Annotated in this window: 7 protein-coding genes, 4 tRNA genes, 4 rRNA genes and 1 riboswitch; of the genes, 9 read left to right on the forward strand and 6 right to left on the reverse strand. The window is 57.7% G+C overall.

Annotated elements, in window-relative coordinates; translation table 11 throughout:
• Positions 1-29 precede the first annotated feature (29 nt).
• From ACEN9F_RS20865 to cobT, 4 genes are all read right to left on the reverse strand, one after another.
• Complete coding sequence (locus tag ACEN9F_RS20865; protein ID WP_413422921.1) at positions 30-1,889, reverse strand: TonB-dependent receptor domain-containing protein; 1,860 nt, start codon at positions 1,887-1,889, stop codon at positions 30-32.
• A gap of 135 nt (positions 1,890-2,024) precedes the next feature.
• Positions 2,025-2,252: riboswitch (cobalamin riboswitch) on the reverse strand.
• Positions 2,253-2,267: 15 nt separating this feature from the next.
• Positions 2,268-2,810, reverse strand: a complete 543-nt coding sequence (locus tag ACEN9F_RS20870; protein ID WP_413422923.1) for a histidine phosphatase family protein — start codon at positions 2,808-2,810, stop codon at positions 2,268-2,270.
• A gap of 3 nt (positions 2,811-2,813) precedes the next feature.
• A complete protein-coding gene (locus tag ACEN9F_RS20875) occupies positions 2,814-3,596 on the reverse strand; it encodes an adenosylcobinamide-GDP ribazoletransferase (protein WP_413422925.1) in 783 nt (260 codons plus the stop codon).
• 5 nt (positions 3,597-3,601) lie between these two features.
• Positions 3,602-4,627, reverse strand: a complete 1,026-nt coding sequence (gene cobT / locus ACEN9F_RS20880) for a nicotinate-nucleotide--dimethylbenzimidazole phosphoribosyltransferase (protein ID WP_413422927.1) — start codon at positions 4,625-4,627, stop codon at positions 3,602-3,604.
• A gap of 406 nt (positions 4,628-5,033) precedes the next feature.
• Between cobT and ACEN9F_RS20885 the strand changes: the two genes are divergently transcribed.
• The 6 genes from ACEN9F_RS20885 (at position 5,034) to ACEN9F_RS20910 (ending at position 11,614) form a co-directional block, all read left to right on the forward strand.
• Positions 5,034-6,562: ribosomal RNA gene (locus ACEN9F_RS20885) — 16S ribosomal RNA — on the forward strand.
• A gap of 82 nt (positions 6,563-6,644) precedes the next feature.
• Positions 6,645-6,721: transfer RNA gene (locus ACEN9F_RS20890), tRNA-Ile, on the forward strand.
• Between the two features lie 12 nt (positions 6,722-6,733).
• Positions 6,734-6,809, forward strand: a tRNA-Ala gene (locus ACEN9F_RS20895).
• A 204-nt stretch (positions 6,810-7,013) separates the two neighbouring features.
• A 23S ribosomal RNA gene (locus ACEN9F_RS20900) occupies positions 7,014-9,886 on the forward strand.
• Positions 9,887-10,012: 126 nt separating this feature from the next.
• Positions 10,013-10,125: ribosomal RNA gene (rrf, locus tag ACEN9F_RS20905) — 5S ribosomal RNA — on the forward strand.
• Together the 16S, 23S and 5S rRNA genes with 2 tRNA genes alongside form the textbook arrangement of a ribosomal RNA operon.
• Before the next feature lie 103 nt (positions 10,126-10,228).
• Positions 10,229-11,614, forward strand: coding sequence for a DUF4214 domain-containing protein (locus ACEN9F_RS20910; RefSeq protein WP_413422929.1), 1,386 nt, complete (start codon positions 10,229-10,231; stop codon positions 11,612-11,614).
• Positions 11,615-11,623: 9 nt separating this feature from the next.
• Here ACEN9F_RS20910 and ACEN9F_RS20915 read toward each other — a convergent pair whose 3' ends face one another.
• On the reverse strand, positions 11,624-12,835 hold the full coding sequence (locus ACEN9F_RS20915; protein WP_413422931.1) for a sensor histidine kinase: 1,212 nt from the start codon (positions 12,833-12,835) through the stop codon (positions 11,624-11,626).
• An 83-nt stretch (positions 12,836-12,918) separates the two neighbouring features.
• Positions 12,919-14,283 (reverse strand): sodium-dependent transporter, encoded by a 1,365-nt coding sequence (locus ACEN9F_RS20920; protein WP_413422933.1) that lies wholly within the window; start codon positions 14,281-14,283, stop codon positions 12,919-12,921.
• Positions 14,284-14,705: 422 nt separating this feature from the next.
• On the opposite strand from ACEN9F_RS20920, the gene ACEN9F_RS20925 reads away from it, so the two are divergent.
• The 3 genes from ACEN9F_RS20925 (at position 14,706) to ACEN9F_RS20935 (ending at position 16,483) form a co-directional block, all read left to right on the forward strand.
• Positions 14,706-16,234 (forward strand): 16S ribosomal RNA (locus tag ACEN9F_RS20925).
• An 83-nt stretch (positions 16,235-16,317) separates the two neighbouring features.
• Positions 16,318-16,394: transfer RNA gene (locus tag ACEN9F_RS20930), tRNA-Ile, on the forward strand.
• A gap of 13 nt (positions 16,395-16,407) precedes the next feature.
• Positions 16,408-16,483, forward strand: a tRNA-Ala gene (locus ACEN9F_RS20935).
• Positions 16,484-16,578 lie beyond the last annotated feature (95 nt).

A 16,578-nucleotide genomic window follows, 5' to 3' on the forward strand; every position in this document is an offset into this window, starting at 1 on the left:
GTCCACTTCCGGCAGGTTACACCATACTCTTACTTGTAGCCGTAGCGGATCCCGGCAAATACCTTGGATCCCGGCGTGGCGTAGTTGCGCGCCAGGTCGTACTGCTTGTCGCCGACGTTGTTCCAGCGGACCAGCGCCGACCAGTCGCGTGTGAAGGCGTAGGTTGCGTACAGGTTCACCAGGCCGTAGCCGCCCAGGCGGTTCTTGTTGGCGGCGTCGTCAAAACGGTCGCCGGACAGTTCCAGCTCCACGCCGGCCTTCAGCGCGCCGATGCCGTAATCGGCGGTGAGGTTGCCGTGCTTTTTCGAACGGCGGGCCAGGCGCTTGTTGGTGGTTTCATCCTTTGGATCCTGCAGGTCGATGCTGGCGGTCAGGTTGACGCCGGCCAGCTTGGTGGCGCCGCCGATGGTCAGGCCTTCCAGCAGCGCGTGGTTGACGTTGTAGGCGCAGCCGTTCTTGTAGTCCACCGTGCCGAACGGGCAGGGCGTGGTGTTGACCAGCAGGTCGGTCAGGCGGTTGTGATAGTAGCTGGCGCTCAGCGCGTTGACGCCGTTGTCGTAGCGCAGGCCGATTTCCGCGTTCTTGCCCAGCTCCGGCTTGTTGGCCGGGTTGCCGTATGCCGGGTAGTACAACTCATTGTAGGTCGGCGCGCGGAAGCTGGTGCCGTAGCTGGCGGTGGCGCGCAGCTGCTGCGTGAAGTTGTAGCCGTAGCCCAGCGAACCGGTGTTCTTCGAGCCGTACACCGATTTGTCGCGGCGCACGCTGGCGTTGAACAGGTTGGCGCCGCGGCGGGCGTTGTACGAGGCGGCGAAGGAGTTGGTGGTGCGATCGCGGTTCAAGGCGATGGAGCCATTGGTCTGGACTTCTTCCTTGCGGTGGTCGTACAGCAGTTGCAGCACGTCGTCGCCGATCTGCACGTCGTTCTGCAGCGTGATGTCGGTCTGCTTGGTGTTGATCTGCGAATAGCCCGATGCGGCGGCGCTGCTGTAGTTGGCGCCTTCGTCCTTGCTTTGCGAGTACTGCAACAGCGTGTTCACGAACGGCAGGAACTGCGCCTTGCCGTAGATCGAGGCGTTCTCGATCTTGGCTTCGCTGCGCACGTCGTAGGCGGAAGCGCCGCCGTCGTACTGCGAATCGAGTTTGCTGTGCAGGAAAAGCGCGCCGGCTTCGTAGCCTTGGGCCAGTTGCAGGCTGAATTGGCCGGAGACGTTTTCCTTGTCGTAGCCGTCGCGGTCCGCGTTGTACGAGGAACTGCCCGGCCGGGTGGCCGAGAAGCCGTCCGATTTTTCCTTGCCTGCGCTGATGGCGTAGCTGAAGCTGTGCGCACCGCCGGTGGCGCCGGACAGCGTGGCGTCGGCTTCGCGGGTCTTGTCGCTGCCGTAGCCGGCGAAGGCGGTTACCGCAGGCGCTCCCTGGCCCTTCTTGGTGAAGATCTGGATCACGCCGCCGATGGCGTCGGCGCCGTACAGGGAGCTCAATGGGCCGTAGACGATCTCGATATGGTCGATGGCGGTCAGCGGGATGGCGCTCCAGTTGGCGGCGCCGGTGGTGGACGAGCCGATACGCACGCCGTCGACCAGCACGATGTTCTGGTTGCTGTTGGCGCCGCGGATGTAGACGCTGGACGAGGTGCCTGCGCCGCCGTTGCGGGCGATCTCGATGCCGCGCTGGCGCTGCAGCAGGTCGATGATCGAGCCAGCGCCGGATTGCGAGATCTGTTCAGCGCTGATGGTGACGCTGTCGCTGATGACATCGGCCAGCGGCTGCGGCGAGCGGGTGGCGGTGACCAGCACGGTGCCGGAGGTGGTTGGTTCAGCGTGGGCGTAGCAGGCGGCCAAGGCCAGCGCCAGCGACGACAAGGCCGCCGGACGGGAGATACGAAGGGTCATGATCATTTTTCTGTAAGTAGCAACCGGCCGACGTCCCCGTAGGCCAATTGTGAACAGAAGCGGAAAACAGGGAGGGACGCAGAACCGGGGCGGCGCCTGTCGGCCCGCTGGTCCGTGTCGCGCACATCCCGTTCGCTCACTTCCACCTGATTTGGCCGGTATCCGGGCTGGCAAGTTAGACCGCCTCACCTTCCCATGCAAAGCACAGTGGTTGTCAGAGGTGGTTTGTCGCGTGATCGGCGACACTTGCTTACCGTTGCGGGGGCAGCACACGTGGGCCCTCTATTGAGTCGGAGGCTTCGTGTTTCCCGTTTAACTGCGCGTCTGGACAGACGCGCGGGCACCAAAACGACGCCATTATACGGGTTTGCGGTGTGCTTAGTGTGGCAGGATCAGCGTCGACCCGTATGGGATGTTGTGGGCGGCCTGCGCCGCATGCAGGGCCATTTCGACCGGCGCCAGGCCGCTGTGGCAGGCGGATAGCAAGCGCATGGCTCCCGCGTGGCAGACGACGATGGCGCTGCGTTCGCCCAGCTGGCGCTGGAGGTCGGCGTGAAAGGCTGCGATGCGGACCGCCATTTGCAGTACGCTCTCGCCGCCGCCGGGCTGGTAGTGGACGACGTCCTCGGCCCAGGCGTCGATGCCGGCGCGTGGAATGGCGTCCCACGGCTGCATCTCCCATGTGCCGAAATCCATTTCGACCAGGCGGGCGTCGTATATAGGTGCGGAAGAGAGGCGGTCGGCCAGTTCGGCGCAGCGGCGCAGGGGGCTGGCGTAGAGCGGCAGTCCGGGCGGCAGCGAGACGCGCAGTGCGGCCAGGGTCTGCTCCAGTTGTGCCGGCGCGACGGCGAGATCGGTGCGGCCGTAGCACACGCCCGATGCGACCAGCGGCTGCGGATGGCGGACCAGTATCAGCTGCATGGTTTATATCGGCAGCGCACTGTGGTGCAGGCTGGCCAGCGCGCACAGGTAGAACATCGCCTCGCTGACCTGCTGTACGGCGCCCAGGCAGTCACCCGTATATCCGCCGATGCGGCGGACGAACTTGCGGGCCAGCCAGATGGTGGCGATGGCGGCGACGATCACGCCGGCGATCAACGCATTCCAGGTCAGCCAACGCATCGACACCATGGCCAGCGCGGGAATGGCGGCGGTGATGGCGGCGATCGAGAACTCGGCGTTACTCATTTGTTGCGCCAGCGGCTTGGCCTTGCCTTCTGCGCGGGCGTAGTCGAGGCGCCAGATCAGCGCGGTCGCCATCAGCCGGGACAGCGGATGTGCGACGAACAGCGCACCGATGGCGGCCAGCGGAGGCAGCATGGACAACGTGGCCAGCTTGAGCGCGAGCAGGCAGATGGTGCCGATCGCTCCATAGGCGCCGATGCGCGAATCCTTCATGATCTCCAGCACCCGCTCCGGCGTCATGCCGCCGCCGAAGCCGTCGCACATATCGGCAAAGCCGTCTTCATGGAAGGCGCCGGTGGCGTAGATGCCGGCGGCGGTGGAGAGGATGACGGCGACCGGCGCCGGCAGGAACCACGCCGCCGCCGCATACGTTGCGCCGGTGATGACGGCGACCACCAACCCGACCAGCGGGAAGTAGCGCGACGCCTGGTTCAGCCACGCGGGATCGAAGCCCACCCAGCCCGGTATCGGCAGGCGGGTAAAGAACTGCAGCGCGGTGAAGAACAGGCGGAGCTGGTGCATGGGACTTACTCGGACTTTTCGCTGACCTGGGCCGACTCGAACGTGGCCATCTGGTTCAGGAAGTTGACCGACGCGTGCAGCAGCGGCAGTGCCAGCGCGCAGCCGGTGCCTTCGCCGAGGCGCAGGCCCAGTTGCAGCAGCGGCTTGGCGCCCAGCGCGGCCAGCATCTGTTTGTGGCCGCTCTCGTCGGAACAGTGCGAGAACACGCAGTAGTCGAGGATGGCCGGCTGCATACGCGCCGCAACCAGCAGCGCGCTGGTGACGATGAAGCCATCGATCAGCAGCACCTTGCGCAGCTCGGCCGCTTTCAGCATGGCGCCGGCCATCATCGCGATTTCCAATCCGCCGAAGGTGGCCAGCACGTCCAGTGGCTCGCTGATGTCGACGTGCCGGGCGACGGCGGCCTCGATCACGCGCTGCTTGTGCAGGATGCCGTCGGCGGAAAGGCCGGTGCCGGCGCCCACGCATTGCGCAACCGGGATGCCGGTCAGCTTGTGCATCAGCGCGGCGGCGGCGGTAGTATTACCGATGCCCATCTCGCCGAAGCCGACCACGTTGCCATCCAGTTCAGCAGCCAGCGCCATCCCGGCAGCCAGCGCGGCTTCGCAGGTGGCGCGGCTCATGGCCGGTTGCTGTGCGAAGTTCTGTGTGCCGTTTGCCAGCTTGCGGTCGGTCAGGCCGTCGCGCGGGCCGAAGTCGTGATTGACGCCGGCGTCGATCACGCGCAGCTCGCAATGGTTCTGGGCGGCGAAGACATTAATAGCGGCGCCGCCTGCGAGGAAATTCTCGACCATCTGCCAGGTCACATCCTGTGGATAGGCGGAGACGCCTTCCGCGACGATGCCGTGATCGGCGGCGAAGACCAGGATGGCAGGCTGGATCAATGCGACGTCGCGCGTGTTCTGTATTAAGCCTATCTGTTTAGCCAATGATTCCAATACGCCCAGGCTGCCCAATGGCTTGGTCTTATTATTAATGGCTTTGTCGAGCAGGGCGCTGAGCGCCGGGTTATCGGTTGTTGGAATAAACATGGGCTGCTTAATAAAATCGATGAAGCGGCTATTTTACCCTTGCCAGCTCACAGGGCCTTTGCTATAGTTCGCCTCCCCGCAAAACGGAGCATGCAAATGCGAAGTGAGCGAGGAAAAAGAAGAGCTTGACGAGATGTGCGAAACGCCTCATAATCTTGCCTCTTCGCTGATGAACACAACGCTTCTTCAGCAAGCAGTACCGAATTGAGTTCTTTAAAAATTAACAGTCGATAAGTGTGGACGTTTGATGAGAGTGCACGCGGAGCTTCGGTTCCGCGATACTTAAAATATCAAATGTTCACAAGAAGTAATGAAATAGGCGCTATGAAAATAGTGGCCTGTCAGTATTTTGAGTGAGCGACCCGTCGAAAGACGGTGACACGAAAGTGTCAAATAAACAGAGATTAAACTGAAGAGTTTGATCCTGGCTCAGATTGAACGCTGGCGGCATGCCTTACACATGCAAGTCGAACGGCAGCGCGGGGCAACCTGGCGGCGAGTGGCGAACGGGTGAGTAATATATCGGAACGTACCCTGGAGTGGGGGATAACGTAGCGAAAGTTACGCTAATACCGCATACGATCTAAGGATGAAAGCAGGGGACCTTCGGGCCTTGTGCTCCTGGAGCGGCCGATATCTGATTAGCTAGTTGGTGGGGTAAAGGCCCACCAAGGCATCGATCAGTAGCTGGTCTGAGAGGACGACCAGCCACACTGGAACTGAGACACGGTCCAGACTCCTACGGGAGGCAGCAGTGGGGAATTTTGGACAATGGGCGCAAGCCTGATCCAGCAATGCCGCGTGAGTGAAGAAGGCCTTCGGGTTGTAAAGCTCTTTTGTCAGGGAAGAAACGGTGGGGGCTAATATCCCCTGCTAATGACGGTACCTGAAGAATAAGCACCGGCTAACTACGTGCCAGCAGCCGCGGTAATACGTAGGGTGCAAGCGTTAATCGGAATTACTGGGCGTAAAGCGTGCGCAGGCGGTTTTGTAAGTCTGTCGTGAAATCCCCGGGCTCAACCTGGGAATGGCGATGGAGACTGCAAGGCTAGAGTTTGGCAGAGGGGGGTAGAATTCCACGTGTAGCAGTGAAATGCGTAGATATGTGGAGGAACACCGATGGCGAAGGCAGCCCCCTGGGTCAAAACTGACGCTCATGCACGAAAGCGTGGGGAGCAAACAGGATTAGATACCCTGGTAGTCCACGCCCTAAACGATGTCTACTAGTTGTCGGGTCTTAATTGACTTGGTAACGCAGCTAACGCGTGAAGTAGACCGCCTGGGGAGTACGGTCGCAAGATTAAAACTCAAAGGAATTGACGGGGACCCGCACAAGCGGTGGATGATGTGGATTAATTCGATGCAACGCGAAAAACCTTACCTACCCTTGACATGGATGGAATCCCCGAGAGATTGGGGAGTGCCCGAAAGGGAACCATTACACAGGTGCTGCATGGCTGTCGTCAGCTCGTGTCGTGAGATGTTGGGTTAAGTCCCGCAACGAGCGCAACCCTTGTCATTAGTTGCTACGAAAGGGCACTCTAATGAGACTGCCGGTGACAAACCGGAGGAAGGTGGGGATGACGTCAAGTCCTCATGGCCCTTATGGGTAGGGCTTCACACGTCATACAATGGTACATACAGAGGGCCGCCAACCCGCGAGGGGGAGCTAATCCCAGAAAGTGTATCGTAGTCCGGATTGTAGTCTGCAACTCGACTGCATGAAGTTGGAATCGCTAGTAATCGCGGATCAGCATGTCGCGGTGAATACGTTCCCGGGTCTTGTACACACCGCCCGTCACACCATGGGAGCGGGTTTTACCAGAAGTAGGTAGCTTAACCGCAAGGAGGGCGCTTACCACGGTAGGATTCGTGACTGGGGTGAAGTCGTAACAAGGTAGCCGTATCGGAAGGTGCGGCTGGATCACCTCCTTTCTAGAGTGGCACGGTCAGCAATGACCAGCTCATCAAGCGTTCACACTTATCGACTGTCAATATAGAAGAGAACAGCAATATTGGGGCTGTAGCTCAGCTGGTTAGAGCACCGTGTTGATAACGCGGGGGTCGTTGGTTCGAGTCCAACCAGCCCTACCAGTGGTACCCATTGGGGGATTAGCTCAGCTGGGAGAGCACCTGCTTTGCAAGCAGGGGGTCGTCGGTTCGATCCCGTCATCCTCCACCAAATGCTTTTACGTAAGCCGATCAGGTTTAGGTAAGAGCAGTTCTCGTTCTTTAACAATCTGGAAGAAGTAAGTAAATTTTTATTGATCGCAACACCGACAGGTGGTGCGATGGGTAATGATTGTATGTATCAACAAACGCAACAACGTAGTACTTCTTATTCCTATAAACGCTCCTTGTTTAGTCGCAGGGGCTAACGTTATAGGGACAAGTGAATAAGTGCACATGGTGGATGCCTTGGCGATTACAGGCGATGAAGGACGTAGTAGCTTGCGATAAGCTGCGGGGAGCTAGCAAACAAGCTTTGATCCGCAGATTTCCGAATGGGGAAACCCGGCCTTTTAGGTCATTGCATGCTGAATACATAGGCATGCAAAGCGAACGCGGCGAACTGAAACATCTAAGTAGCTGCAGGAAAATAAATCAACCGAGATTCCCAAAGTAGTGGCGAGCGAAATGGGAAGAGCCTGTACGTTTTAGCATGACGCATAACAGAATCCTCTGGAAATAGGAACCATAGCGGGTGATAGTCCCGTATGTGAAATGCGATGTGTGGAACTAAGCGTACGACAAGTAGGGCGGGACACGAGAAATCCTGTCTGAATATGGGGGGACCATCCTCCAAGGCTAAATACTCGTAATCGACCGATAGTGAACCAGTACCGTGAGGGAAAGGCGAAAAGAACCCCGGGAGGGGAGTGAAATAGATCCTGAAACCGTGTGCATACAAACAGTAGGAGCGGACTTGTTCCGTGACTGCGTACCTTTTGTATAATGGGTCAGCGACTTACATTCAGTGGCAAGGTTAACCATATAGGGAAGCCGTAGAGAAATCGAGTCCGAACAGGGCGATAGTCGCTGGGTGTAGACCCGAAACCAAGTGATCTACTCATGGCCAGGATGAAGGTGCGGTAACACGCACTGGAGGTCCGAACCCACTAATGTTGAAAAATTAGGGGATGAGCTGTGGGTAGGGGTGAAAGGCTAAACAAACTTGGAAATAGCTGGTTCTCTCCGAAAACTATTTAGGTAGTGCCTCAAGTATCACCATCGGGGGTAGAGCACTGTTATGGCTAGGGGGTCATCGCGACTTACCAAACCATTGCAAACTCCGAATACCGATGAGTGCGAGCTTGGGAGACAGACGTCGGGTGCTAACGTCCGGCGTCAAGAGGGAAACAACCCAGACCGCCAGCTAAGGTCCCAAAGATTGGCTAAGTGGAAAACGAAGTGGGAAGGCTAAAACAGTCAGGATGTTGGCTTAGAAGCAGCCATCATTTAAAGAAAGCGTAATAGCTCACTGATCGAGTCGTCCTGCGCGGAAGATGTAACGGGGCTAAGCCAGTCACCGAAGCTGCGGATATCCGTAAGGATATGGTAGGAGAGCGTTCTGTAAGCCTGCGAAGGTGTCTTGTAAAGGATGCTGGAGGTATCAGAAGTGCGAATGCTGACATGAGTAGCGATAATGGGGGTGAAAAGCCCCCACGCCGTAAGCCCAAGGTTTCCTGTTCAACGTTCATCGGAGCAGGGTGAGTCGGCCCCTAAGGCGAGGCAGAGATGCGTAGCTGATGGGAAGCAGGTTAATATTCCTGCACCGTCGTATGATGCGATGGGGGGACGGATCGCGGAAGGTTGTCTGCCTGTTGGAATAGGCAGTTTCTGGTTCATAGAAGGCGCTTAGGCAAATCCGGGCGCGGAATTCAAGGGACTGGGACGAGGCACTTAGGTGCTGAAGCAATCGGAAGTGGTTCCAAGAAAAGCCTCTAAGCTTCAGTCATACGAGACCGTACCGCAAACCGACACAGGTGGGCGAGATGAGTATTCTAAGGCGCTTGAGAGAACTCGGGAGAAGGAACTCGGCAAATTGGTACCGTAACTTCGGGAAAAGGTACGCCCTTGTAGCTTGACCGGCTTGCGCCGGAAGGGTGAACGGGTTGCAATAAACTGGTGGCTGCGACTGTTTAATAAAAACACAGCACTCTGCAAACACGAAAGTGGACGTATAGGGTGTGACGCCTGCCCGGTGCTGGAAGATTAAATGATGGGGTGCAAGCTCTTGATTGAAGTCCCAGTAAACGGCGGCCGTAACTATAACGGTCCTAAGGTAGCGAAATTCCTTGTCGGGTAAGTTCCGACCTGCACGAATGGCGTAACGATGGCCACACTGTCTCCTCCCGAGACTCAGCGAAGTTGAAGTGTTTGTGATGATGCAATCTACCCGCGGCTAGACGGAAAGACCCCATGAACCTTTACTGTAGCTTTGCATTGGACTTTGAATCAATCTGTGTAGGATAGGTGGGAGGCTTTGAAGCGGGGACGCCAGTTCTCGTGGAGCCAACCTTGAAATACCACCCTGGTTCATTTGAGGTTCTAACCTTGGCCCGTTATCCGGGTCGGGGACAGTGCATGGTAGGCAGTTTGACTGGGGCGGTCTCCTCCTAAAGTGTAACGGAGGAGTTCGAAGGTACGCTAGGTACGGTCGGACATCGTGCTAATAGTGCAATGGCATAAGCGTGCTTAACTGCGAGACTGACAAGTCGAGCAGGTACGAAAGTAGGACATAGTGATCCGGTGGTTCTGTATGGAAGGGCCATCGCTCAACGGATAAAAGGTACTCTGGGGATAACAGGCTGATTCCTCCCAAGAGTTCATATCGACGGGGGAGTTTGGCACCTCGATGTCGGCTCATCACATCCTGGGGCTGTAGCCGGTCCCAAGGGTATGGCTGTTCGCCATTTAAAGTGGTACGTGAGCTGGGTTTAAAACGTCGTGAGACAGTTTGGTCCCTATCTGCCGTGGGCGTTGGAAATTTGAAGGGGGCTGCTCCTAGTACGAGAGGACCGGAGTGGACAGACCTCTGGTGTACCGGTTGTCACGCCAGTGGCATTGCCGGGTAGCTAAGTCTGGAAGAGATAACCGCTGAAAGCATCTAAGCGGGAAACTTGCCTTGAGATGAGATTTCCCAGAGCCTTGAGCTCTTTGAAGGGTCGTTCGAGACCAGGACGTTGATAGGTCAGGTGTGGAAGTGCAGTAATGCATTAAGCTAACTGATACTAATTGCCCGTACGGCTTGTCCCTATAACCTTAGCAGGGTGTAGAGAATGAGAAGTATGTTGGAACGTTCGTTGATACAACTTCATTACCCATTTACTTGCTTCTCCCAGATTCCGAGATGGCGCCACGCGCCGCTCTTACAAGTCAAAGCTTGATGACCATAGCAAGTTGGTCCCACCCCTTCCCATCCCGAACAGGACCGTGAAACAACTCTGCGCCGATGATAGTGCTGCAACCAGTGTGAAAGTAGGTTATCGTCAAGCTAGTTATTAGAAAAAGCCCCTTCCGGTGATCCGGTCGGGGCTTTTTTGCGTTCAAACGCTTATAAAGAATGTATTATTGTCTTCTTTGTAATCGAGGATGGCAATGAAAACTACCTTGCAAGCTGCATCTCTCTGCTCCCTGGCTGTGCTGCTCGCCGCCTGCGGCGGCTCGAATACCGAATCGCCGGCGCTGAAGAGCCCTCCGCAAGCAATGCGTAGTGCCGCGACCACTGCGTCGGACGCTTCCTATGTGGCCGTTGTGCAAAGTCTTTATGTCGGTTTTTTTGGGCGCCCAGCCGATTCTCCAGGATTGACCTTCTGGGTCACCGCGCTCAAGAACAAGAATTTACCAGCGACGATCCCTGAACTACTCGCCGGCTATTCCAGTAATGCGGATATCCGAACCGTCGTCGATTCCTTTGCCAACAGCGCGGAATCGAAGGGACTGTATGTCGCCAATAATGCATCGTTTATCAACGCCGTGTACTTGAATATCTTTAACCGGAACGCCGAAGCGGGCGGTCGTGAATTCTGGTCTGGCTTCCTGGATCGCAGCGAGATTTCCCGCGCCCAGGCGGTGCTCTGGATACTGGGCGGCGGACAGAATGACGATGCCGTTGTGGGGCTCAAAAAAGTACAGGCCGCCACGACATTGACGTCCTTGCTTAACACTGAGTTGATAATCCACAACTACAGCGGTGATCAGATGAACGAGGCGGCGCGCGCGCTGCTCGGTACCATCACAGCGACCACCGACATGGCGGCCTTCCGTGCCGACATCGATGCGTTCATCGCGTCGTTGGGCGGCAGCGACTTTCCATTCCCGGCCGTAACGCGCTACGTCGGCTACCACTATCTGCAGGACATGAGCAACGCACCGGCTTACGCCGCCAGCTTCAGCTATAGCTCGGGCGGTATTGTGGGGCCGGCCAACAACGGCAAGCTGACCTACGGCGTGACGCCGCAAACGGTCACCTGGTCGCGCGACCCTGTTGCGCGCGTGCTGACTTTCGCCGCGCCCGTCGTCGCCAGCGTCAACCTGCCGGCGACGGCTTTTCCGCCAACGCTTACCATGCTGTGCACGGCGGTGCCAGGCGCCAATGGCAGCGTGACCAAGTCGACGGATGTGTTGGTCTCGCGTTATGCCACCCAACTGCTCGACGCCACGCAACTGGCCAGCCAGACGCTGTCCGTCTATCGCGAAGATTGCGTCACCGGCGGCAGCCATGTGCAGTCCTTCGTGTTCGACGCCGCCGGCAATGGCACGTTCACTTCCGCGTCTGGAACACTGACCTTTGACGCCAAGTCCGTGACCGCCGCGCTGAACGGCCAGGTGCTGGTGGATGTGTCCACCGGCAAGTACCTGGTGTTTTCCGCCTACCGTTACACCCGCGCCGACAGCACGGTGGGCTACGCCATCGTCCAGCATCTGGGTAATCATCTGACGGCGGTGAGCGACGGCGTGATCGCCGTCTGGGCGCAGGAATAAGCGCGGCGTCTATTTGAGCGGCGCGGCCATCGGCAGCGTCAGCGTGAAGCGGGTGCCGCCACCCACTTCGCTGCTGACGTTGATGCTGCCGCCGAGAATTTCCGTGACGATGTTGTGGACGATGTTCAGGCCGAGACCGGAGCCGCCGACCCCCATCTTGGTGGTGAAGAAGGGATCGAAGATGCGCGGCACATCGTCGGGCGCAATGCCGACGCCGTGGTCTTCCACGCTCAGCGTCACCCACCCTTGCGCCGACAGCTGCGCCGCCACCGCGATCAAGCCCTCGCTGCGTCCTTCATAGCCATGCAGGATGGCATTGTTAATCAGGTTGGTGACGACCTGTCCCAGCGGACCAGGATAACTCTCCATCATCAGATCGGCCGGCACCCGCTGCTGGATCACAAACGGCGTGCGCTTGATGGTCGGCTGCAGCGTCAGCAGATTGCCGGCGATGACTTCGGTCAGCAAGAAGCTGCGCCGCTGCGAGCTGGTCTGGTCGACCGCGACCTGCTTGAAGTTGGTGACGATGTCGGCCGCGCGATGGAGGTTGCGGCTCAGGATGTCGACCGACAGGCGCGCGTTCTCGATGTAGTGCTCGAACTCCTTGCGCGTCACGCCGCGCTCGGTGCCCAGGTGCTGGCCGATATCCTCGGTCTGCATTTCAAAGGTGGTGGCCGCCATCAGGCTGTTGCCGATCGGCGTGTTGAGTTCGTGCGCGATGCCGGCCACCAGCGCGCCCAGGCCCGCCAGCTTCTCGTTGCGCACCAGGTCTTCGCGCGCCTTCGCCAGCGTCGCGATCATGTCCTGCAGTTCGCGGTTGGCGCGGCGCAGCGCCAGATGCGTGTTGATCCGCGCGAGCACTTCTTCGATTTGAAACGGCTTGGTGATGTAGTCGACCCCGCCGGCGTCGAAGCCGGTGACTTTCTGCTTGGGATCGGTGAGGCCGGTCATGAAGATGACCGGGATATCCTTGGTGGTCTTGCCGGCCTTGAGGCGGCGGCAGGCTTCGAAGCCGTCGATGCCGGGCATGACGACGTCAAGCAGTATCAGGTCCGGCTCGGCGAACTCTGCGCGCATCAGGCCTTCGGCCGCGGTCTGCGCCAGCACGATCAGAAAGCCGTGCCGTTCCAGTCTATCCAGCAGCGCCGCCAGATATGACAGGGAGTCATCGACGATCAGGATCGTCGGCATCGGCACAGCGGGGACATCTCTATGATTCATCGCGCACCCGAGCTTTTCACGGTGGAGACAGTATATTCATACTGTCCGGCACGTGGTGAAAAAAGCAGCGGCAGCGTTGTCTTTTAGAACAGCCCCAGGCCCTTGAGCATGACCGCCAGGATCAGCAGCGGCGACACATAGCGCAGCAGGAAGAGCACTACACGCGCGGTGCCGGCATTGGCCAGCGTGCCGTTGTTGGAGACGGCGCGGATGAACTGGTCGGCGCCCCATACCCAGCTCACAAACGCGGCTAGCAAAATGCCACCCAGTGGCAGCAGCACGTTGGACGAGACAAAGTCGAACAGGTCGAACATATTCATGTTGAACAGCTTGAAGCCGGCCAGCACGTTGTTGGTCAGCGCGCAGGTCGAGCCCAGCAGCATCAGGCCGGCGATGGTCATCAGCGTCGCCTTTGCGCGGCTCATGCCCAGGCGCTCGTGCAGGATCACGACCGGCACTTCCATCAGCGACAGCATGGCGCCGGTGGCGGCGACCGAGGCCAGCACAAAGAAGGCGATCATCAGCAGCTGGCCGCCGGGGATCTGCGAGAACACGGCGGGGATGGTGATGAACACCAGCGCGGGACCGGCAGCAGGTTCGAAGCCGAAGGTGAACACCGCCGGGAAGATGGCGATGCCGGCCAGCATGGAGACGCACAGGTCGGCGGCCATCACGCGCACCGTGGTTTGCGGGATGTTCTGATCGTCGCGGAAGTAGGAGCCGTAAGTCATCATCGTGCCCATGCCTAGCGATAGCTTGAAGAAGGCCAGGCCCATCGCGGTGAGGATGACGCCGGACGTGATCTTGCTGAAGTCGGGACGGAACAGGAAGGCCAGGCCGTCGGCCGCCTTGTCCAGCGACAGGCTGACGGCGCACAGCAGCAGCAACAGCAGGAACAGGACGGGCATCAGTTTCTTGGCGATGCCCTCGATGCCTTTGGTCACCCCCATCAGCAGGATGCCGCCGATGAATACCAGCACCGCCCATTGCCACAGCAGCGATTGCAGCGGGTCGCTGATCAGCGTGCCGAATGCGCTTTCTGTGACGTGGCGATCGCTGCTGAGGATGGAGCCGCCAATGGCCTTGAATACATACGCAAAGACCCAGGCCACGACTTCGGAATAGAAGGACAGGATCAGGAAGGCGGCGGCCATGCCGGCGACGCCGACCAGCCACCACGGCAACGATTTTTTCGGTGCGAGGTTTTGCAGCGCGGTGATGGGATTAGCTTTGGCGGTACGACCCAATGTGATCTCCGCAATCATGACGGGCAGGCCGATGAGCAATGTGGCCAGCAGATAAATCAGCAGGAAACCGGCGCCGCCATTGGCGCCCGTCAGATACGGGAACTTCCAGATATTACCGAGGCCGACGGCCGAACCCAGCGTCGCCGCCAGCACGCCGAAGCTGGAACTAAAGCCTCCCCGCTTGATTGTGATGTTACTCATTGCTGCTTCCTGGTGGATCGAAAGGGCGCGATTGTAGCAGTTCGAAAATAAGCCTTGCGGATATCGATGGGCCTTTGCTATAGTTCGCCTCCCCGCAAAACGGTGCATGCAAATGCGAAGTGAGCGAGGAAAAAGAAGAGCTTGACGAGATGTACGAAACGCCTCATAATCTTGCCTCTTCGCTGATGAACACAACGCTTCTTCAGCAAGCAGTACCGAATTGAGTTCTTTAAAAATTAACAGTCGATAAGTGTGGACGTTTGATGAGAGTGCACGCGGAGCTTCGGTTCCGCGATACTTAAAATATCAAATGTTCACAAGAAGTAATGAAATAGGCGCTACGCAAGTAGTGGCCTGTCAGTATTTTGAGTGAGCGACCCGTCGAAAGACGGTGACACGAAAGTGTCAAATAAACAGAGATTAAACTGAAGAGTTTGATCCTGGCTCAGATTGAACGCTGGCGGCATGCCTTACACATGCAAGTCGAACGGCAGCGCGGGGCAACCTGGCGGCGAGTGGCGAACGGGTGAGTAATATATCGGAACGTACCCTGGAGTGGGGGATAACGTAGCGAAAGTTACGCTAATACCGCATACGATCTAAGGATGAAAGCAGGGGACCTTCGGGCCTTGTGCTCCTGGAGCGGCCGATATCTGATTAGCTAGTTGGTGGGGTAAAGGCCCACCAAGGCATCGATCAGTAGCTGGTCTGAGAGGACGACCAGCCACACTGGAACTGAGACACGGTCCAGACTCCTACGGGAGGCAGCAGTGGGGAATTTTGGACAATGGGCGCAAGCCTGATCCAGCAATGCCGCGTGAGTGAAGAAGGCCTTCGGGTTGTAAAGCTCTTTTGTCAGGGAAGAAACGGTGGGGGCTAATATCCCCTGCTAATGACGGTACCTGAAGAATAAGCACCGGCTAACTACGTGCCAGCAGCCGCGGTAATACGTAGGGTGCAAGCGTTAATCGGAATTACTGGGCGTAAAGCGTGCGCAGGCGGTTTTGTAAGTCTGTCGTGAAATCCCCGGGCTCAACCTGGGAATGGCGATGGAGACTGCAAGGCTAGAGTTTGGCAGAGGGGGGTAGAATTCCACGTGTAGCAGTGAAATGCGTAGATATGTGGAGGAACACCGATGGCGAAGGCAGCCCCCTGGGTCAAAACTGACGCTCATGCACGAAAGCGTGGGGAGCAAACAGGATTAGATACCCTGGTAGTCCACGCCCTAAACGATGTCTACTAGTTGTCGGGTCTTAATTGACTTGGTAACGCAGCTAACGCGTGAAGTAGACCGCCTGGGGAGTACGGTCGCAAGATTAAAACTCAAAGGAATTGACGGGGACCCGCACAAGCGGTGGATGATGTGGATTAATTCGATGCAACGCGAAAAACCTTACCTACCCTTGACATGGATGGAATCCCCGAGAGATTGGGGAGTGCCCGAAAGGGAACCATTACACAGGTGCTGCATGGCTGTCGTCAGCTCGTGTCGTGAGATGTTGGGTTAAGTCCCGCAACGAGCGCAACCCTTGTCATTAGTTGCTACGAAAGGGCACTCTAATGAGACTGCCGGTGACAAACCGGAGGAAGGTGGGGATGACGTCAAGTCCTCATGGCCCTTATGGGTAGGGCTTCACACGTCATACAATGGTACATACAGAGGGCCGCCAACCCGCGAGGGGGAGCTAATCCCAGAAAGTGTATCGTAGTCCGGATTGTAGTCTGCAACTCGACTGCATGAAGTTGGAATCGCTAGTAATCGCGGATCAGCATGTCGCGGTGAATACGTTCCCGGGTCTTGTACACACCGCCCGTCACACCATGGGAGCGGGTTTTACCAGAAGTAGGTAGCTTAACCGCAAGGAGGGCGCTTACCACGGTAGGATTCGTGACTGGGGTGAAGTCGTAACAAGGTAGCCGTATCGGAAGGTGCGGCTGGATCACCTCCTTTCTAGAGTCGCACGATGATGCAAATCATCATTCATCAAGCGTTCACACTTATCGACTGTCAATATAGAAGAGAACAGCAATATTGGGGCTGTAGCTCAGCTGGTTAGAGCACCGTGTTGATAACGCGGGGGTCGTTGGTTCGAGTCCAACCAGCCCTACCAGTGGTACCCATTGGGGGGATTAGCTCAGCTGGGAGAGCACCTGCTTTGCAAGCAGGGGGTCGTCGGTTCGATCCCGTCATCCTCCACCAAATGCTTTTACGTAAGCCGATCAGGTTTAGGTAAGAGCAGTTCTCGTTCTTTAACAATCTGGAAGAAGTAAGTAAATTTTTATTGATCGCAACAC

The sequence above is a fragment of the Duganella sp. CT11-25 genome (assembly GCF_047302815.1).
GTDB lineage: Bacteria > Pseudomonadota > Gammaproteobacteria > Burkholderiales > Burkholderiaceae_D > Rugamonas.